This is a genomic window from Saccharothrix mutabilis subsp. mutabilis (genome assembly GCF_039521145.1).
GTDB classification, from domain to species: domain Bacteria; phylum Actinomycetota; class Actinomycetes; order Mycobacteriales; family Pseudonocardiaceae; genus Actinosynnema; species Actinosynnema mutabilis.
Genome location: NZ_BAAABU010000008.1, coordinates 255,146 through 273,607 on the forward strand (window position 1 = coordinate 255,146; position 18,462 = coordinate 273,607).

Here is an 18,462-nt window from a genome sequence, read left to right on the forward strand (position 1 = left end):
CGGCGCAACGGGGTCCCGTGCGCGCACGGTGAGTCGCGGGGGAAGATGGTGGGCGTGTCCGAGCCGAAGCCGTTGAACCCGACCGAGCAGGACGCGCTGGTCAAGCAGATCGGCCTCACGCTGATGCGGGCCGCTCCGGAGGACTGGCGCCACGTCACTGCCGAGTACCGGGCCACCGGCCGGTACTTCGAGCTGGCCGCCGAGGTGCGGGGGGCGGACGGCGCGCCGCGCGCCTGGCAGCCGCCGCAGGAGGTGGCCGGCCTGTTCGCGCGGCTGCGCGCGGGCATGTACCGGGAGGGCCGGGGGAGCTGGTCGAACGCCCGCTACCAGCTCGACCACCCGTCCAGCTACAACCTCGACTTCGACCGCGCCGAGCCCGCGTGGCAGACGCCACCGCCGCCGCAGGCGTACGTGGACGAGATCCGCTTCTTCCCGCGCACCGAGGAGAACGTGCCGGACTGGCTGCGCCGCCGCCTGGCCGCCCAGCAACCGGCACCGCAGCAACCGGCACCGCAGACCCCGCCGGGCCCGGCCCTGCCCGCCCAACCCGGCCCACCGACGCCCCCCGGCGGCCAACCGCTCCAGCCCACCCCGGGCCACGAGCCCCACTCCTTCGACGCGGCCCACGAGCCTCACCCCTTCGGGGCACCGCACGACGCCGGCCACGACCCCTTCGGCGCACCGCACGACCCGGCTCACGACCCGCACGCGTTCGACCCGGCCCACGAGCCGCACCCGTTCGGGGCACCGCACGACGAGCCGCACCCGTTCGGCGCGCCCCACGACGCCGGCCACGACCCGCACGGCTTCGACGCGGCCCAGGAGACGCAGCTCTTCCCGCCGCCCCCGCACGAGGTCGCGCCCGCCGGCCACGAGCCGCACGACTTCGGCCCGCCCACCCCGGCGGACCACGGCCACGACGCGCACCTCCCCGGCCACGACGCGCACGTCCCCGGCCCGCCGACCCCGCCCGCCGGCCCGCCGACCCCCGCCGGCGGCCTGCCCGGCCCGTCGACACCCGGCGGCCTGCCCGGTCCCTCGACACCCGGGGCCGGTCTGCCCGGCCCGTCCACCCCCGGCTCCGGCCTGCCCGCCCCCGTCCCCCCGCGCGGCTTCCGGACCGCCCGCGTGTTCGACGGGGCGGGCCCCGGCGGCCGGCCGTCGGTGAACCGCCCGCCCGTGCCCGAGGGCGAGCGCGAGCTGCTGCGCAGCTACCTCGACCGCGCGCCCGTCGCGGTGATCGGGCGCGGCTTCGACGCCGACGTCCTCAACCCCGACGCCCCGGCCGTCGTGCCGGTCGCCTTCCAGACCGACGGCCACTGGATCTGGCCCGCCGCGGTCGGCTACTACCTGCGCGCCTACGGCGTGCCGCCCGAGCCCGAGCTGGTCGAGCGGGCCAAGGCGAACGACTACGTGCTGCCCGAGGTCCCCGAGGACGCCCGGGTCGCCGCCGCCGCGAACCTCGGCGCGCCCGCCGCGCCCCGCGACACCGTGCTGCCCGTCGCGGACGTCCCCGAGCCGTTCGAGGCGTTCGCCGAGCAGCCGCACGACGAGCCGACGGAGGCCCGGACGGTCGCCGCCCCGCTGCCGGAGCTGCCGGCCGAGCCCGTCGAGCAGCCCCAGCGCGCGGACGTCGAGGAGACCGCCAACCTCACCGAGCTGCGCTCCGACCGAGTCGAGTTCGCCGACAGCGGCCCGCCCTACCGGGTCCGGTTCGAGGAGGACGGCCCGGTCATCGACGACCGGTACCGCCGCGAGTCCTACGTGGACGGCATGGACCTCTTCGCGCCCGCCCAGTACGACCGGGACGCCGAGGACGTCGAGACCACCCAGGCGTGGAACCCGTTCACCGAGGAGGAGCCGCGGCCCGCCGAGGAGACCGCGGAGGTCGGCGTCGTCACCGACGAGCCCGCCGCCGAGGAGCCGGTGGAGGAGGAGCCGGAGTACGCCGACGAGCCGGTGGCCGAGGCCGAGGACCGGCCGGAAGCCGTCGAGCAGACCACCGAGTTCGACCAGTTCCACGAGGGCGACCGGTACGAGCAGGACCACTTCGACGAGGGTTTCACCGAGGAGCAGCCCCGCTTCGAGGACCCGGAGTCGCAGCACTTCGAGACGGCGGAGCAGCCCCGCTTCGAGGCCGCCGAACCGGAGCACTTCGAGGCGCCTGAGCACTTCGAGGCGGCCGAGCACTTCGAGACGCGCGAACCCGAGCACTTCGAGGCGCCCGAGCACTTCGAGACGCGCGAGCCGGAGCGCTTCGAGGAGCCGGAACCGCCCGCGCCGGTGGAGCCGCGCCAGGTCACGCCGGAGGAGGAGCAGCAGCTGTCCGGGGTGCGCCGCGCGCTGGACGAGCTGGACGTGCCGCCCGCCGCGTACCGGTTCGGCGAACCGGCCGACCGCACGTGGGTGCTGCGCACCGAGGGCCGCGACTGGGAGGTCTCCTGGTTCGACCACGGCCCGACCAACCCGGTCCGCTTCGACCGCGTCGAGGACGCCGCCGCCTACCTGGTCGGCAAGCTCGTCCTGACCGGCCGCCGCACCCCGCGCCCCCTGCCGCCCCCGCCACCGCGCCCCCAACCCCCGCGCCCGCCGCTCAACGGCGAACCGTTCCGCGAGGAACCCCACCGCCCGCCCCTGAACGGCGAGGGCTTCCGCGACGAGCCGCACCGCCCGCCGGTGGACGGCTTCCGTGACGAGCCGCACCGCCCGCCGGTGGACGGCTTCCGCGAGGAACCCCTCCGCGCACCCGGTGAGGGCTTCCGCGAGGACCGCCCGCCGCTGACCAACGGTTTCCGCGAGGAACCGCAGCGCCGCCCGACCCCGCCACCCCCGCCGCCGCAGCAGCAGGAGGCCCCCAAGCCCGCCTCCCGCCAGTGGCCGATCACCCCGCTCAACGGCGAACCCCCGCTCACCCTCTTCCGCCACAAGAAGATGGTCGAGCTGCCCTCCGGCATGGAGATCGACCGCTTCGGCGACGGCTCCGGCAACCTGGTCTACGTCGCCGGCACCCCGTTCGAGGAGCGTTCACTGGTCCCGTCGTGGATCAACCGCCCGTACCGCGTCTACCGCCTGCGCCGCCCGGTCGAGGTGCTGACCGGCATCGCCGTGCCGTGGTTCGAGCAGCCCGGCGGCGGCACCGCGTACCTGCTCCCCAAGTCGGTGGACGACATGATCGCCGACGGGGTCCTGGTCGAGGTCGCCAACCAGGAGGCCCCGGTTCACTGAACGCGGACGCCGTGGGCGGCGGCGAAGGCGACCGCCAGGTCGACGTCGACCACGGCGCCCCGCAGGGACGCGGCGACCAGCCCGTTCGCGTCCACGCGCGCCCCGCGCAGGTCCGCGCCCTCGAACACGCACCCGCGCAGCCGGGCGCCGGTGAGGTCGGCGTCCCGGAGGTCGGCGTCGCGCAGGTCGGCCTCCTCCAGGTTGGCCTCGCGCAGCCGCACCCCGCGCAACGACACCTCCCGCAACCGCGCCCGCGACAACCCGGCCAACGTGAGATCGGTCTCGACCAGCTCCACCGGCCGCAGCACGCAGTCCACGAACACCGACCCGAGCCACGTGCACGAGGTGAACGTCGCGGACGCCAGCGTCGCGCCCCGGAACGCGCACGACCGGAACGCCGTCGCCGAGTGCTCGGACGCCCCGAGGTCGGTGCGGTCGAACGTGCACTCGGTGAAGGTGCAGCCCGACGTCACCAGGCGGCGCAGGTCGGCGTCGGTGAAGTCGCACCGCTCGAACGCGCGCCCCTCCCACCGCTGCCCCACCAGGTCGGCGTCGCTGAAGTCGTCCCCCACGATGATGTCCACTGTCACACCTTGTCATCGTTCGCCGGTTGGTAACCTCACCGCGTCGGGCAAACCGCCCGATGCGCCGGTCCCGGAGTAGAGACCGCCGCTGACAGGTGCTGCCTGCCTAGTGGTCGTGCCCGAGGACTGAAGCCGTTGGATCGTCATTCGGGAAGGCTCATGACCCGCACGCCCGTGAACGTCACCGTCACCGGTGCGGCCGGCCAGATCGGCTACGCACTGCTGTTCCGCATCGCCTCCGGCCACCTGCTGGGCCCCGATGTCCCGGTCCGCCTGCGCCTGCTGGAGATCCCGCAGGCCGTCAAGGCCGCCGAGGGCACCGCGATGGAGCTGGACGACTGCGCCTTCCCGCTGCTGTCCGGCATCGACATCACCGACGACGCCAAGACGGCGTTCGACGGCGTGAACATCGCCCTGCTCGTCGGCGCCCGCCCGCGCACCAAGGGCATGGAGCGGGGTGACCTGCTGGAGGCCAACGGCGGCATCTTCAAGCCGCAGGGCGAGGCCATCAACGCGGGCGCGGCGGACGACGTCCGCGTGCTGGTCGTCGGCAACCCGGCCAACACCAACGCCCTCATCGCCCAGCAGCACGCGCCGGACGTCCCGGCCGAGCGCTTCACCGCGATGACCCGCCTGGACCACAACCGCGCCCTCTCGCAGCTCGCGAAGAAGCTCGGCGTCACGGTCAGCGACATCAAGAAGCTCACCATCTGGGGCAACCACTCGGCCACCCAGTACCCGGACCTGTTCCACGCCGAGGTCAACGGTCAGGTCGCGGCGCAGGCCGTGAACGACCAGGACTGGCTGGAGAACACCTTCATCCCGACCGTGGCCAAGCGCGGCGCGGCGATCATCGAGGCGCGCGGCGCGTCGTCGGCGGCGTCGGCGGCGAACGCGGCGATCGACCACGTGTACTCGTGGGTCAACGGCACCCCCGAGGGCGACTGGACGTCGGCGGCGGTCGTGTCGGACGGCTCCTACGGCGTGCCGGAGGGCCTGATCTCGTCGTTCCCGGTGGTCGCCAAGGACGGCCGCTACGAGATCGTGCAGGGCCTGGAGATCGACGACTTCTCCCGCGCCCGCATCGACGCCTCCGTGGCCGAGCTGGTCGAGGAGCGCGACGCGGTGAAGGCCCTGGGCCTGATCTGAGAGTCCTGAAACGAGAGCCCCCGCGTCCCGGACGCGGGGGCTTTCTTCGTGGAAGGCTGGTCGGCGTGACCAAGAACCCGTGGCCCGTCCCGCAGCCCGAGCTGTCGCCCGACGTCCACCCCACCCTGGCCGCCACGGCCCGCGCGGCGTCCCGCGCCCACCAGCAGGCCCGCGCCGCGCACACCCGTGCCGAGCTGCGGGAAGAGGTCGCGGGCGGTGCGGACGGCACGCCCACCATGCGGGTGGACGCGATCGTGGAGGCGGCGATCCTGGAAGCGGCCACGGCGGCGGGCGCGAACCTGCTGTCCGAGGAGGCCGGGTTCGTGGACAACGGGTCCGCCGCGACCCTGGTCGTCGACCCCGTGGACGGGTCGGCCAACGCGGCGCTCGGCGTCCCCCTGTCGTGCTTCGCGGGGGCCTTGGTGCTGGACGAGGAGCCGGTGGAGGCCCTGACCGTCTGGTTCGACACCGGCCGGGCGTGGTCGGCGAAGGCGGGGGAGCAGACGCCGTTCCGCACGTCGGGTCGGACGGTCCTCAAGGGCGCGTCGGTGTGCCTGATGCGACCCAAGCGCGGCACCGAAGAGGCTTGGATGCGCCTGGCCGACGCCGCCGACCGCATCCGCGTGCTGTGCACGACGTGCCTGGAGACGATGTTGGTGGCGGAGGGCTCGGTGGACGCCTTCGCCGACCCCGGCTCGGACACCCACCGCCTGATGGACCTGATCGCCGCCCTGGTCACGGTCCCGGCGGCCGGCGGCGCGCTGCTCGACCTCCACGGCCGCCCGCTCACCTTCGACCTCGACCTGACCCGCCGCTGGTCCGGCATCGCCGCAGCGACCCCGGCCCTGGCCGACGAGCTGATCACCACGATCCTGGGCTGACCGCTCAGCGGGTGCGGTACCACTCGACGGTCTTGGCGATGGCCTCCTCGTGCGGCGTCACCGGCAGCGGGTCGAAGGTCCCCTCGTACGCCGAGTGGTCCACGACCCACGGCTTGGTGCGCTGGTGGGCAAGTTCGCCCACGCCGCGCACCCGCTTGTCGAACAACGCCATGACCTGCACGGCCGCGTTCGGCAGCGCGATCGGCTTGGCCGGCTTGCCGACGACCCGCCCGGCCAGGGCGATGAACTCCCGCACGGTCAGGGTCTGGGCCGCGGGGGTGTGCCAGACGCCGCCGTCGGCCCTCGGGTCGTCGCCGAGCACGATCTGGGCGCGGGCGGTGTCGGCGAGGTAGGCGAAGGTGTGCCGCACGTCGAGCGGGCCGAACCAGAACGGCCGCCGGCCCGCCGCCAGCGGCTTCAGCACCAGCTCGCCGGGCAGGGAACCGTGGCCGCCCGGGCCGTAGTAGTCGCTGGAGCGGGCCAGCACCACCGGCACGGACGCGGTCAGCAGGCGCTTGCCCAGCGCGCTGCGCAGCTTCTCCTTCGGGCCGACCGGGCGTTCCGGCGTGGTCTCGTCGAACGGCTCCGGCACCGGGCCGTACGAGTACAGGTTGTCCGCGAGCACCAGCTTCGCCCCGGCTGACTCGGCGGCGGCGACCGCGTTGTCGAACATCGTGGGCAGCATGTCCGCCCAGCTGGTGTACGGGACGTTGGCCGCCAGGTGGACCACCGACGCGCCGGCCGCCGCCTTGACCGCCGACTCGCGGTCCATCAGGTCGGCCCGCACGTCCTCCGCGCCCTTCGGCACGCCGCCGGAGCGCGTCACGGCCCGAACCTCGCGACCGTCCGCCACCAACTGCCGCGCGACCTCGAACCCGATGCCCCGCCCCGCGCCCAACACCACGACCGTCATGCCCGCTCCCCTGAGATGCTCTAACTTCTGTTAGAAGTTCTAACACAAGTTAGAGTCCTTCTCAAGGAGGTGGGGTGCGGGTGGTCAACGACCGGCGCGTGAAGTACCGCGAGGAGACGAAGGAAGAGGCCAAGCGCATCGCGCTGGAGCAACTGGCGGAGCAGGGCGTCGGCGGCATCTCGGTCAACGCCATCGCCAAGCGCATGGGCGTGACGGGACCGGCGCTCTACCGGTACTTCAAGAACCGCGACGAACTGCTCAATGACCTGGTCCGGGACGCGTGGAGCGACCTCGCGGACCAGGTGGAGACGGCGGTGGCGGGCACGGTGGGCAGGCCGCACCGCTACCGCGTGCACAGCTTCGCGGACGCGTTCCGCGCGTGGGCGCTGGCGCAACCGCACCGCTATCTGCTGCTGTTCGGCACACCCTTGCCGGGCTACCACGCGCCACACGACACGATCGCCCTCGCACACCGCACGATGAGCGCGTTCCTGAGCGTGCTCGACCAGGCGTCAGCCGACCTGCCCCCGGTGGACCGGTCGTGGCAGGCGGCGGACTCCCCGCTCGCGCGGCAGTTGCGGGAGTGGGCGGCGGCGCGGGGCGAGGGCGGGCTGCACCCGACCGTGCTGCTGACCGGGCTGCGGGCGTTCACCAGGCTGCACGGCGTGCTGAGCCTGGAGGTGGCGGGCCAGTTCGGGCCGATGGGCTTCGACCCGGCGCTGCTGTACCGCGCCGAGGTCGAGTCCCTGCTGTCGGACTGACCGCGGAACGTGCCGCCCACGCGAACCCGGCGCGGCGAACCCGGCGCGGACCCGGCCGGCTCGGTGCCGAACCGGCGCACGCCCGGCCGGCGCGGCGCGGGATCGGCGCAGGCCCGGCGGGCGCGGTGCGAACCTGGTCGGCGCGCGGCGAACCCGGCGCAGGCTCGGCGCGAACCCCGCCCGGCTCGGCGCGGACCCGGCCGGCTCGGCGCAAAATCCGGCGGGCTCGCGCGAACCCCGTCGGTTCGGTTGGGCTAGTCGCCGGTCCGGGGCTCCACCAGGCAGTCGGGGCCGGGGTAGACCAGCCCCTCGTGGCCGTCGGAGAAGCGGACCAGGTACGGGGGCGCACCCTCCTCGCCGCGCACCTCCAGGATCTCGCCCACCTGCTCGTCGAGACCCACAGCGCGGCTGTGGACGTGCAACCGGTCGCCTACTGTCGCGTGCATCTGCAACACCTCCGGTGCGTCACAGCGTAGGACGCCTCCGAAGGTACCGACAGCCTGACGTTTCCGCTCAGCCGCAAGCCTGGGACAGCTTGTTCACCGTCTCCAGCTTCTTGGAGGTCCACTCGGCGAGCTTGGCCGGGTCGAGGTCGTTGACGGTCAGCTGGCCCATGGTGTCGGACACGCCGTTGATGGCGTCCTTGAGCGTGGCGTCACCGGCCTGCGCGGCCAGCTTCTCCAGCTCCTCCGCCTTCGCCTGGGTCTCCTGGACCGCCTTCTGCGGGTCGGCGGTGTTCGGGGTGAAGCCGGCGAGGGCGAGCGCGTCCAGGCACAGCTTCGCCTTGTCGGTCGCCTGGCCGACGGAGTTCGCGGTGTCCTGCGCCTGCTGCACGGCCTCGCACCCGGACACCGCGCCGACGAGTCCCAGTGCCAGCAGGATGGTGGCGACCGGACGACCTGCGCGCATGGTGACTCCCGTGAGTAGGTGGTGCGTGACCGTTTCGCCCGACTCTACCGACGCGCGTACAGCCGGCGCACCACATCGTCGATCTCGGGTTCCTCGACCACCAGGTCGTGCACGTCCGCGCGGGCCGCGACGGCGGAGATGACGGCCGCGGCGGTCGTCTCGCCCTTGCGGAACGTGAGGTGCTGTCGCAATCCGCCCAGGTCGGTGCGCACGTCCACCACGCCCGCGATGCCCGTGAGCGGTTCCGCCGGCTTCTCCAAGTCCACGACGAGGACGCGCTCGGGCACGACCTCCGCCCGCAGCGCCTCCAGCGGTCCGTCGGCGAGCACCGTGCCGCGATCGATCACCACCAGCCGCGGGCACAGCCGTTCGATGTCGTCCAGGTCGTGCGTGGTGAGCAGGAGCGTGGTGCCGCGCTGGGTGTTCAGGTCGGCCAGGAACTCCCGCAACCGCTCCTTGGACTCCAGGTCCAGCCCGATCGTCGGCTCGTCCAGGACCAGCAGTTCCGGGCCGTGCAGCAGGGCCGCGGTGACCTCGCCGCGCATCCGCTGGCCCAGTGACAGCTGCCGCACCGGCCGGTCCAGGAAGTCCGCCAGGTCCAGCAGTTCGACGCACTCGGCCAGGCGGCGGGCGTGGTCGCGGGCGTCCACCCGGTAGATCGAGCGCAGCAGGTCGAAGCTGTCCCGCAGCGGCAGGTCCCACCACAGCTGGCTGCGCTGCCCGAACACCACGCCGATCCGGCGCGCGAGGTCCCGCCGGGCCCGCGCGGGGTCCACGCCCGCGACCCGGACGTGCCCGGAGGTCGGCACGAGGATGCCGGTGAGCATCTTGATCGTCGTGGACTTGCCCGCGCCGTTGGGCCCGACGTACCCGACGGCCTCGCCCGCGGCGACGTCGAAGCTGACCGAGTCCACCGCGCGCACCCGGTGGCGTCGTCGCCGGAACCGCCCGGCCTTGGTGGTGACGGTGAACTCGCGGCACAGCTCGCGGACTTCGATCATGACCCGGTCCCTCGGTAGTGGCGGACGGCGAACCGCCACACCAGCCCCGCGCCGACGGCGGCGACCAGTGCGACCAGCGGTGAGATCCACCCCAGGACCGCGGGGCCGCCCAGCGGGTCGGCCCGGTCGAGCAGGGCGAGCCCGGGGTAGTAGGCGACGAACGCGCCGGGCACGACGAACGCCATGAACCGGCGCAGCCAGCCGGAGTAGACGGTGACGGGGTAGGAGGTGAACGCGTTGCTGCCGTAGGTGACGGTGTTGGCCAGCTCCTGCCCCTCGACCAGCCAGAAGCACACCGCGCACGCCACCACCCACACCGACCCGAAGATCACCGCGCCGGCGAGCGGTGCGACGGCGGCGAGCACGGCTTTCGCCGGTGACCACGCGATGTCGTTGTGGCTGAGGGCGTAGGCCATCGCGGCGAGCCCGAACAGCGTGCGGCCGATGCGCTTGAGGCGGATGTCCGCGACCATGACCTGGGGCAGGGTTCCCAAGGGGCGCAACAGGAGCACGTCGAACGAGCCGGTGCGGATGTAGTTCGGCAGCTCGTTGAGCTGGCCGGCGGTGAGGTCGGCGAGCCCGAACGCGGTCGCGGCGATCGCGTACATGAGGACCACCTCGTGCACGTCGAACCCGCCGAGCGCCTTGACGTGGCTGAAGACGATCGTGATGGCGGCGAGTTCGATCGCCTGCACCAGGGCCTGCGCGAAGACTTCGAGGGCGAACGAGGTCCGGTAGGCGAACTGCCCGCGCAGGCGTGCGACCAGCAGCCGGACGTAGGTCTCAACCACCCTGCACCACGACCTTCCGCACGGCCCGCGACAACACGAAGTGCCCCGCCACGAGCACGACGACGGCCCAGAACGCTTGCAGCGCAATGACCGTCCACTGTGGACCGCGTTCGAGGAAGACGTCGATCGGCGCCTGGATGAGGTAGGGGAACGGCGTGGCCCAGAGGGCGTCCCGCGCCCACTCCGGCATGAAGGCGAGCGGCACGATCAACCCGCACACCAGCCCGCTGGCCACCTCGTACACGTTGCGCACGCCCCGGCTGTCGAGCAGCCAGAAGGTGGTGCAGTTGAGGATGAACCGCAGGCCGAAGCTGATGACCAGCGCGAGCACGGCGCTGACCGCGAACAGCGGCCAGGTGTGCGGCGCGGGCCAGCGGAAGGGGAAGAGCAGCGCGCCGATGGCGACCGGCGGGACGAGCCGGACGACGACGGCGTACGCGGCCCGCCCGACGTCCTCGGCGAGCAGCGCGGCCTGAAGGTGCCACGGGCGGTACAGGTCGACGACGACGTCACCGGTGCGGATGCGTTCGGACAGTTGGGATTCGCCCCAGAGGACGACGAAGGCGAGCAGTCCTTGACCGAGCCACACGTAGGTGACGACGGAGGCGGCGTCGTACCCGGCGACCGGCGCGGCGCCCACGGTGGCGACGAGGACGGCGGTGCGGAGCAGGCCGAAGACGACGTTCGCGGCGAGACCGGCGAGCATCGCTTGGCGGTAGGTGGAGTAGCGGCGGAATCCGGCGAGCGCGAGATGGGCGTAGGCGCGCACGTCTTTCGACCCTAGGTCCGCCGGCAAATGGATTTCCCACCCGAGCCGGCCGGCCCGCGCATCGCCGGCTTCCCGCCCCCGACGCCCCGCCCGCCGGCCCGGGGAGCTAGCGGGGCGCGGCGAGGATGCCGTTGAGCAGGCCCGGGTAGAGGGTGTCGAGGTCCTCGCGGCGCAGGGTGCTGATCCGGGCCGTTCCCCGCGGCTGCACGCGGACCACGCCGGCCTCGCGCAGCGTGCGCACGTGGTGGGTCAGGGTGGACGCGCTGATCCCCAGGTCCAGCTGCACCCCGCAGGACAGCCCCTCCTCCGTGCGCGCCAGTTCGCGCACGATGTGCAGCCGCACCGGGTCCGCCAGGGCGTGGAGCACCGCCTCGATCCGGATCTCGTCGCGCTCGGGGTGCGGCAGCACTGCGGTCATGCGGCCCATCCTACGACGGCCATCGTATTTCGATGAATCTCGTAGTACGGTCACCGTCGAAACATCAAGCGACTGGGGGAACTCCGACTCATGTCTGCCCGCACCTACCTGCTCACCGCCGGTGCGTTCACCATCGGCACGAGCGGGTACATCGTGTCCGGCGTCCTGCCGGCCGTGAGCCACGAGCTGGGCGTCTCGCACGCCACCGCCGGCCAGCTGCTCACCGCGTTCGCCATCGCCTACGCGCTCTCGTCACCGCTGCTCGCCGCGCTGACCGGCCGGTGGGAGCGGCGCACGCTGCTGGTCGTCGCCCTGGCGGTGTCCGCCGTGGGCAACCTGCTCGCCGCGTTCGCCCCGAACTACCCGTTGCTGCTGGTCGCCCGCGTGGTCAGCGCCCTCGGCGCGGCCGTGTTCACGCCCGCCGCCACGCTGGTCGCCACCGTCCTGTCCCCGCCCGACCGCCGGGGCCGCGCGGTGGCGCTGGTGTTCGGCGGTCTGACGTTCTCGCTGGTCCTGGGCGTGCCGGCGGGCAACCTCCTCGGCGAACCGCTCGGCTACCAGGGCGTCTTCGGGCTCATCGCGGCCGTGACGGCGGTGGCCGCGGTCGCCGTGCGGGTCGGGTTGCCGCGCGTCGAGGCGCCGCCGGCCGTCGCGCTGCGCGAGCGCTTCGCCCCGGCCGCGGACCGGCGCGTGATCACCGTCCTGGTGCTGACCGTGCTGGCGTGCCTCGCGGTGTTCAGCGTCTTCAACTACATCGCGCCCCTGCTCACCGCGACCGCCCACGTCGACGGCCTCGCGATCAGCCTGCTGCTCGTCGCGTACGGCGTCGGCGGCGTGTTCGGCAACTGGGCGGGCGGCCGGCTCACCGACCGGTTCGAGACGCGGCCGGTGCTGATCGTGCTGTTCAGCGCCTTCACGGTGGTGCTGGCGACCCTGCCGCTGACCATGACGACCGTGCCCGGCGCGGCGATCGCGCTGTTCCTGTGGGGCGCGCTGACGTGGTCGGCGAACCCGCCGATCCAGGCGTGGCTGATCGCGCTGGCCCCGCAGAACAGCGGCTTGTTGTTGTCCCTCAACGCTTCCGCGATCTACCTGGGGGTCGGGCTGTCGGGCGTGGTCGGCGGGTTGGTGATCAGCCTGGTGGGCCTGCTGCCGCTGGCCCCGATCGCGTCCGTGCTGTCCGTGGTGGCGCTCGGGTTGGTGGTCTTCGTGCTCAAGCCTCAGGAACCGAAGGCGCTGGTGGTCGTCTCGCCGAGTTCGGGGTCCTTGGCGAAGCAGTGGAAGTAGCTGCGGTCGCCCTCGCTGAAGGCGATCGCCGTGATCTCCCAGGTGGACGTGTCCACGGTCGGCCGCGTGTTGGCCTTCATGGCGGCGGCCGTGCACACGTCCTTCACCTCGGGCGCTTTGACCAACTCGTCGTCGTTGACCTGCGGGACCGCGCCGGACAGCCAACCGCCCGCGTAGGCCTCCCAGAAGTGGGGGATCGAGCAGTCGGCGGCCCGGCGCGCGGTCGAGGCCTTGCCGCCGACCGAGTTGATGCCGTGGTAGCAGGTGGGTTCGGCGACGCAGAACCCGGTGGCGCAGGCCTTCAACCGCGGCGGCGGCTCTTCCTCGGCCACTCTGGCCCCGCCGGGTTCGACCCCGGCGGCGGTCCTGGTGTCTTCCCGGGAAACCCACCACCAGGTCCCGAACGCGACGACGATCGCCAACACCGCCGCCCCGACCACCACGGTCCACGGCTTCCTGCGCGGCAACGGCCCCGACTGCGCCGACACCCACTGCGCCGCCGGCCCCGACACCGCCCGCGGCACCGGCGCCCCCGCCATCCCGGCCGGCGGCATCCCTCCCTGCGCCATCCCGGCCGACGGCATCGCCGGATCCGGCACCCGCGGAGCACTAACCGCACCCCGCAGCCCGTCCCGCCACTCGTCCCGCAGCTCGCCCCTCTGCTCGCCCCTCAACTCATCCCTGAACCGGGCGGCGGAAGGCGTGCGGTAGGCGATGTCCGGCGTCAGCGCCCGCACGAGGGTTTCGTGCAGGTCCCGCGGCACTCCCGGCACCACCGGCACCGGTGACCGCAGCACCTCACCCAGGTGGTCGAACGACTCGATCGGCCACGGCACCGGCCGGGGCGGCTTCCCCGCCAGCAGGTCGTACAGCGTCGCGGCCAGGGCGTAGACGTCCCCGACGGGCGTCGGCTGGGCCATCGCGAACGCCTCGGGCGGCGCATAACTGGGGCTCAGCGCGTCCCGCGTGACCGTGGACCCGCCCTCGGCGTCCACCAGCGCCGCCAGCCCGAAATCGGCCAACTTCGCCGTGCCGTACCGGTCCACGAGGATGTTGCCGGGCTTGATGTCCCGGTGCAGCACGCCTTCCGCGTGCGCCGCCGCCAGGGCGTCGGCCAACTGCACGCCCAACTGCCGGACCCGTTCAGCCGGCAACGGCCCCTCGCGCCGCACGACGTCGGCCAACGACCCGCCCGTGCACAGCTCCATGACCAGGTAAGGCGTGCCCTGCGGCGTGATGTCGGCGGCGTGCACGGCCACGACGTGCGGGTGCCCGGACAACCGCGCCGCGGCGTGCGCCTCGCGCAGGAACCGCCGCCGGTCGCGGTCGGTCTGCAACACCCGGTTGTCGATCTTGACGGCGACGTCCCGGTTCAACCGCACCTGGCGGGCGCGGTACACGGTGGCGAACCCGCCCTGTCCCAACGGCGTGAGATCGGCCAACCCCGGCAACTGCACGCCGGGACTCTAATTCACCCCTTGGCCGCTGCCTTGGCCGCCTTCTTGAACTCCCGGACCTGTCCGAGCGACACGGAATCCACGACATCGGCCACGCTCCGCCGACTCCCGGCCTCGCCGTAAGCCCCGGCCGCCTCCCGCCACCCGTCCGGCTCGACCCCGAACTGCTTGCCCAACAGGGCGAGGAAGATCCGCGCCTTCTGGTCCCCGAACCCGGGCAACGCCTTCAACCGCTTGAGCACGACCTTCCCGTCCCCGTCGGCCCAGATCCGCGAAACGTCCCCGTCGTACTCCTCGACCACGGCCCGAGCCAACGCCTGCACCCGCTTGCCCATCGACCCGGGGAACCGGTGCACGGCGGGAGGCGTGGCCATGAACCCGGCGAACTCCTCCTCACCCGCCTCAGCCACGAGCCGCGGCGACCACCCACCCATCCGATCAGCCAACACCCTGGGCCCGCTGAACGCCTTCTCCATGGGGATCTGCTGGTCCAGCATCATGCCGACGAGCAGGGCGAACATGTCCTTGGCCAGGAGTTCGTCCGCCTCGGGGTTCTGGGCCAGGCACACCTTGCGGGTCATGGGCGAAGCATCCCACGGTGGCGCCGGGGGCGCTGGTGGGTTCCGGTCGGGCCTGGCCGACGAAGACGGCCTTGTCCGCGCCGAACGTCGGTTGGAGGGGGATCCGGAGTTCGCCGGGGTGTCGCAGCCGCCGCACAGCACGGTGCCGATCGCCGCGAGCACCGTGCGAAGACGCCCGACGCCCACCACGACGACCGTGATGTCGTTGAGGAAGATGACCGGCGAGCCGACGACACCGACGAACCTTGGGGACAACGACCTCGGTTCTTGCCACCCGATCGAGCGGTTTCCGGTAACACGGGTCAGCGGTCGAACTCGGGGATCAGGTCGCCGATCAGGCGGAGGCTCGTCATGACCGACTCGTGGGTCAGGCCGCCTACCTGGTGGAACGCCATCAGGCGGTCGATGCCCAGGTCCGCGTAGGTGCGCAGCTTCTTGCGGCAGGTTTCCGGGCTGCCCACGATCAGCGAGTCCTGCTCGTTCAGGGCCTCGAAGATCTCCTCGTCCGGGACCTGTTCGCCCTGCAGGACCCGGCCGATCACCAGTTGGGCGCGGTTCGGGCCGGTGAAGGCCGCTGCTTCCGCTCGCAGGAAATCGCCGGTCAGGCCGCCGCCGGACGGGTCTTCCATGAGGCGTTTCTGGTGTTCCACCGTTTCCACGAAAGCGGCTGCCGCTTCGAAGAACGTCAGGGCCTGAACGGTGTACCAAGCGGCGGCTGCCACCGCGCCGTTGCGGATCGCCTGTTCGTCGGTTTCCGCGCAGTGGACGAAGGTGAAGAAGGCGACCTGGTTGTTGACGTACGCCCCGACCGGATCGGTGCACGCCTCCGCCGCCGCCCGGTACAGGGCGACCATGCGGCGGACGCGCTCCACCGACTCCCAGATCGTGGTGCCCAGGACGCCGACGCCCCGGCGGCCCGCCTCCTCGAAGGACGCGGGGGAGGCGGCGGCCTGCCACAGCGGCGGGTGGGGCTGTTGCAGCGGCTTCGGCACGATAGGCACGTCGTGGATCTCGAAGTCCTCGCTGGAGTGCGAGAAGCGTTCGGACGTCCACATCTTCGGCACCATCTCGAACGCCTGCTGCGTCTGGCGGCGCACGTCGGCCGGGTCGATGCCGAACAAGCGCCACTCGGGCGTGGTCGAGCGGGTCAGGCCCAGTTCCAGCCGGCCGCCGCTGAGGACGTCGAGCATGGCGGCGCGCTCCGCCACCCGGATCGGGTGGTTGAACCGCGCGGGCGCCAGGACGGCCGCGTGGCCCAGGCGGATGCGGGACGTCTGTTGCGAGAGGGCCGCCAGCACCAGCTCCGGGGCCGACGACAGGCTGAACTCCTCGGCGCCGTGGTGCTCCACCTGCCACCAACAGCCGTAACCCAGCTCGTCGGCCAGCTTCGCCTGTTCCAGCGCCTCACCGATGCGGGCCGCCTGGTGGCCGGTCTGCCACGGTCTGGGGTCCTGGATCTCGTTGAAGACGTCGATCTTCATCGGCGGGGCTCCTCGGGACCGGGGCGGCGGCGTGGTCCGCGCGACGGTAGCCCGCGCGCACCCCCGGTAGGCAGCGGCCAAACGGCTGATCAGCGCACGATCGGCACGACCCGGCCGAGCAGCACCCGGTAGGCCTCCCGGTCCACCGTGGCGGGCTCCTCGGCCAGCCAGTCGCCGATCTCCTCCACGAACTGCGCGGGCGTCATCGGCGGCACGGGCACGTCCACGTCGTCCGCCGTCACCTCGCCCGCCCGGCTCGGGTACACCAGCAGCACGGTGCGGATGTCCAGCCACGGCAACAACTTCCGGTACAGCGCGAGGCTGCGTGCCAGCCGCGTCCCGCCACCGCGGAACGGGTGGCCGTTGCGCCACAGCGTCCCGTCGTCCTCGGCGGTGTAGTGGCCGGGCAGCCACGCCTTGGACTCGATCAGCACCAGCCGCCGCCCGCACAGCACGGCGTGGTCCACGTCGGCGAACACCGAGTCCGGCCACGCCAGGCCGTGGAAGATCCGCGCGCCCGGCAGGCGGGTCAGGTACCGGCTGAGCAGGTCGGCGGTGATCCGCTCGCACGGCCGGTCGTCGGTGGTGCCGTGGACGACGTCCGTGTCCACCGCCGCGGCGAAGTCGCGATCCGCCCGCACCGCCGCGATGTACCGCTTGACCAGCCGGAACGCCGCCACCGCCGCCGCCGCGACGACCAGCAGCCACAGGCCCAGCGTCAACGGCGAGAAGTCCAGGGAGAAGACCGGCAGCAGCAGGAAGAACCACCCGCACAGCGCGGCCAGCGCGGGCGCGTGCCCCGGCCCGGCGACCGGCGCGTACCGGACCCGCTGGGTCGTGTCGACCAGGTGCCACCACGCGACGCCGCCCAGGTCCACGGCGGGCTTCGGGGGTACGAAGTCGGGATCCTCCCCGAAGTTGCGCAACCGCCCGACCCGACCGGTGCGCGGCGGCCGGGTCGCCGTGGGGCGCGTGCCGGGCCGGGCGAACGTCCAGCCGCGGTCGTAGTCGCGGCGTCGGGCCGGGTCGCGCAGGGTGTCGTAGGCCTCCTGGAGCATGCGGAAGGTCACCGAGGAACCGCCCGCGTCGGGGTGCATGACCTTGGCCAGCGACCGGTAGGCGGTCTTGATCTCCGCCGGGGACGCGTTGCGACCCACCCCGAGGAGTTCGTAGTAGTCGACCCCGCGCACGAGGGCAGACCTTAGCGGCACTGTCAGTCCGGGTGCGGTCACGGCTAGGGTTGGGGGGCTCGCTGGGACCTGTAGCGCAGTGGTTGACGCGCCCTCACCTCGGTGCGGGAGGACGCCGGTTCGAATCCGGCCTGGTCCGCTCGGTGGAAGTCTTGCCCGGCAAGGGCAACACCCGTGCGGGGCGTTCGAGTTGCCGGGTGCGCGGGGGCGGAGCAGGCTGCGGCCATGGCGACTTGCGACGTCTGCGGCAACGACTACTGGATGGCGTTCGAGGTGCGCACCGTCGGCGGCGGCGTGCACACGTTCGACAGCTTCGAGTGCGCCATCCAGCGCCTCGCGCCGCGCTGCGAGCACTGCGACTGCCGGATCCTGGGGCACGGCGTGGAGGTGGAGGGCCGGTTCTTCTGCTGCGCCCACTGCGCGCGCAGCTCCGAGAGCCTGGGCGACCAGATCCGCGACACCGTGGGCGCACACCCAGGCTGACCTGGTCGCCAGGGGCCGGGTGGCGGCTGCAAGCCAGGTGCCTGCCGCGGGTCAATGGAGGTTAAGCACCAGCCGGCCGTTGACGAAGGCAGGCTGGAGGTCACCCCGCGCGTCGACGCTCTTGATCCCGTGCGGCAGGACCTCCTCGATCGCGCTGAACGCCAGGATGTCCGACACCCCGTACCGCCCGCGCAACGACCGCTGGCCGGGAAACCGCAGCGCACGGCCCTCGCGCCGGTCCCGGTGGGCCAACGCCGCCCGCAGCGCGCCACGCGCCAGGGGCTGCGGACCGGCCAGGCGCTGGAGGTCGCCGTTGTGCACGGCCACGCCGTAACCGCGCTCGATCAGCGTGGACACGGTGTTCTCCGACGGCACGTCGGTCAGCCGGAACGACATCGCGTGGTGGTCCTCCACCGCGTGCACGCACACCACCTGCGCGTGGAACAGCAGGGACTCGTACAGCGACACCGCCGTCGCGTCCGCTGTGGCCGGGTCGTCGTGACCCGCGTCCAGGCCGAGCCAAGTCGTCATCGCACGTCCACGAGAATCGGTGTCGCTGCCCGTTGTGCGGAGCCGAAGGTA

General features: G+C 72.8%; 19 protein-coding genes and 1 tRNA gene. 7 read left to right on the plus strand and 13 right to left on the minus strand.

What is annotated here, in order from left to right; genetic code table 11:
- Positions 1 to 45: 45 nt before the first annotated feature.
- A complete protein-coding gene (locus tag ABD126_RS20460; RefSeq protein ID WP_343935454.1) occupies positions 46 to 3,225 on the plus strand; it encodes a TNT domain-containing protein in 3,180 nt (1,059 codons plus the stop codon).
- Here the strand turns inward: ABD126_RS20460 and ABD126_RS20465 are convergent.
- Positions 3,219 to 3,809 carry a pentapeptide repeat-containing protein gene (locus ABD126_RS20465; RefSeq protein ID WP_343935455.1) on the minus strand — a complete coding sequence of 197 codons (591 nt, stop codon included), beginning with the start codon at positions 3,807 to 3,809 and terminating at the stop codon, positions 3,219 to 3,221. The two genes, ABD126_RS20460 and ABD126_RS20465, sit on opposite strands and share 7 nt — an antisense overlap.
- A 159-nt stretch (positions 3,810 to 3,968) precedes the next feature.
- Here ABD126_RS20465 and ABD126_RS20470 point away from each other — a divergent pair, with 159 nt between their 5' ends.
- Both ABD126_RS20470 and ABD126_RS20475 read left to right on the plus strand, forming a co-directional pair.
- On the plus strand, positions 3,969 to 4,958 hold the full coding sequence (locus ABD126_RS20470) for a malate dehydrogenase (protein ID WP_343935456.1): 990 nt from the start codon (positions 3,969 to 3,971) through the stop codon (positions 4,956 to 4,958).
- Between the two features lie 65 nt (positions 4,959 to 5,023).
- A complete protein-coding gene (locus ABD126_RS20475; protein ID WP_343935457.1) occupies positions 5,024 to 5,839 on the plus strand; it encodes an inositol monophosphatase family protein in 816 nt (271 codons plus the stop codon).
- 4 nt (positions 5,840 to 5,843) lie between these two features.
- Here the strand turns inward: ABD126_RS20475 and ABD126_RS20480 are convergent, their stop codons facing one another.
- Entirely contained in the window at positions 5,844 to 6,752 is a 909-nt protein-coding gene (locus tag ABD126_RS20480; RefSeq protein ID WP_343935458.1) for an NAD-dependent epimerase/dehydratase family protein, read from the minus strand.
- 74 nt (positions 6,753 to 6,826) lie between these two features.
- Here ABD126_RS20480 and ABD126_RS20485 point away from each other — a divergent pair, with 74 nt between their 5' ends.
- Complete coding sequence (locus ABD126_RS20485) at positions 6,827 to 7,513, plus strand: TetR/AcrR family transcriptional regulator (RefSeq protein WP_343935459.1); 687 nt, start codon at positions 6,827 to 6,829, stop codon at positions 7,511 to 7,513.
- A 254-nt stretch (positions 7,514 to 7,767) separates the two neighbouring features.
- Here the strand turns inward: ABD126_RS20485 and ABD126_RS20490 are convergent, their stop codons facing one another.
- The 6 genes from ABD126_RS20490 to ABD126_RS20515 all read right to left on the minus strand — a co-directional run bounded on the left by ABD126_RS20490 (position 7,768) and on the right by ABD126_RS20515 (position 11,410).
- Positions 7,768 to 7,959, minus strand: coding sequence for a DUF1918 domain-containing protein (locus ABD126_RS20490; RefSeq protein WP_343935460.1), 192 nt, complete (start codon positions 7,957 to 7,959; stop codon positions 7,768 to 7,770).
- 67 nt (positions 7,960 to 8,026) lie between these two features.
- Positions 8,027 to 8,422: a bacteriophage spanin2 family protein gene (locus ABD126_RS20495; protein ID WP_343935461.1), complete on the minus strand. Its 396-nt coding sequence runs from the start codon at positions 8,420 to 8,422 to the stop codon at positions 8,027 to 8,029.
- Between the two features lie 44 nt (positions 8,423 to 8,466).
- Positions 8,467 to 9,423 carry an ABC transporter ATP-binding protein gene (locus ABD126_RS20500; RefSeq protein WP_343935463.1) on the minus strand — a complete coding sequence of 319 codons (957 nt, stop codon included), beginning with the start codon at positions 9,421 to 9,423 and terminating at the stop codon, positions 8,467 to 8,469.
- The gene (locus tag ABD126_RS20505; protein WP_343935464.1) at positions 9,420 to 10,214 is read right to left on the minus strand and encodes an ABC transporter permease; all 795 of its coding nucleotides are present in this window, start codon (positions 10,212 to 10,214) and stop codon (positions 9,420 to 9,422) included. The genes ABD126_RS20500 and ABD126_RS20505 overlap by 4 nt, the downstream gene beginning before the upstream one ends.
- Positions 10,207 to 10,983, minus strand: a complete 777-nt coding sequence (locus tag ABD126_RS20510) for an ABC transporter permease (protein ID WP_343935465.1) — start codon at positions 10,981 to 10,983, stop codon at positions 10,207 to 10,209. Before ABD126_RS20510 ends, ABD126_RS20505 begins: the two co-directional genes overlap by 8 nt.
- A gap of 106 nt (positions 10,984 to 11,089) precedes the next feature.
- Positions 11,090 to 11,410, minus strand: a complete 321-nt coding sequence (locus ABD126_RS20515) for an ArsR/SmtB family transcription factor (protein WP_425542850.1) — start codon at positions 11,408 to 11,410, stop codon at positions 11,090 to 11,092.
- Positions 11,411 to 11,491: 81 nt separating this feature from the next.
- Here ABD126_RS20515 and ABD126_RS20520 point away from each other — a divergent pair, with 81 nt between their 5' ends.
- Positions 11,492 to 12,688: an MFS transporter gene (locus tag ABD126_RS20520; protein ID WP_343935467.1), complete on the plus strand. Its 1,197-nt coding sequence runs from the start codon at positions 11,492 to 11,494 to the stop codon at positions 12,686 to 12,688.
- Here ABD126_RS20520 and ABD126_RS20525 read toward each other — a convergent pair.
- From ABD126_RS20525 to ABD126_RS20540, 4 genes are all read right to left on the minus strand, one after another.
- Positions 12,622 to 14,145, minus strand: coding sequence for a serine/threonine-protein kinase (locus ABD126_RS20525; RefSeq protein WP_343935468.1), 1,524 nt, complete (start codon positions 14,143 to 14,145; stop codon positions 12,622 to 12,624). The genes ABD126_RS20520 and ABD126_RS20525 overlap by 67 nt on opposite strands.
- Before the next feature lie 14 nt (positions 14,146 to 14,159).
- The gene (locus tag ABD126_RS20530) at positions 14,160 to 14,726 is read right to left on the minus strand and encodes an HhH-GPD-type base excision DNA repair protein (protein WP_343935469.1); all 567 of its coding nucleotides are present in this window, start codon (positions 14,724 to 14,726) and stop codon (positions 14,160 to 14,162) included.
- A 302-nt stretch (positions 14,727 to 15,028) separates the two neighbouring features.
- Positions 15,029 to 16,207 carry an LLM class flavin-dependent oxidoreductase gene (locus ABD126_RS20535; protein ID WP_343935470.1) on the minus strand — a complete coding sequence of 393 codons (1,179 nt, stop codon included), beginning with the start codon at positions 16,205 to 16,207 and terminating at the stop codon, positions 15,029 to 15,031.
- An 89-nt stretch (positions 16,208 to 16,296) separates the two neighbouring features.
- Positions 16,297 to 17,397: a J domain-containing protein gene (locus ABD126_RS20540; protein WP_343935471.1), complete on the minus strand. Its 1,101-nt coding sequence runs from the start codon at positions 17,395 to 17,397 to the stop codon at positions 16,297 to 16,299.
- Positions 17,398 to 17,462: 65 nt separating this feature from the next.
- On the opposite strand from ABD126_RS20540, the gene ABD126_RS20545 reads away from it, so the two are divergent.
- A tRNA-OTHER gene (locus ABD126_RS20545) sits at positions 17,463 to 17,536 on the plus strand.
- 86 nt (positions 17,537 to 17,622) lie between these two features.
- Positions 17,623 to 17,880, plus strand: coding sequence for a Prokaryotic metallothionein (locus tag ABD126_RS20550; RefSeq protein ID WP_343935472.1), 258 nt, complete (start codon positions 17,623 to 17,625; stop codon positions 17,878 to 17,880).
- A 51-nt stretch (positions 17,881 to 17,931) separates the two neighbouring features.
- On the opposite strand, the gene ABD126_RS20555 is transcribed toward ABD126_RS20550, so the two are convergent.
- Entirely contained in the window at positions 17,932 to 18,411 is a 480-nt protein-coding gene (locus tag ABD126_RS20555) for a hypothetical protein (protein ID WP_343935473.1), read from the minus strand.
- Between the last annotated feature and the right edge of the window lie 51 nt (positions 18,412 to 18,462).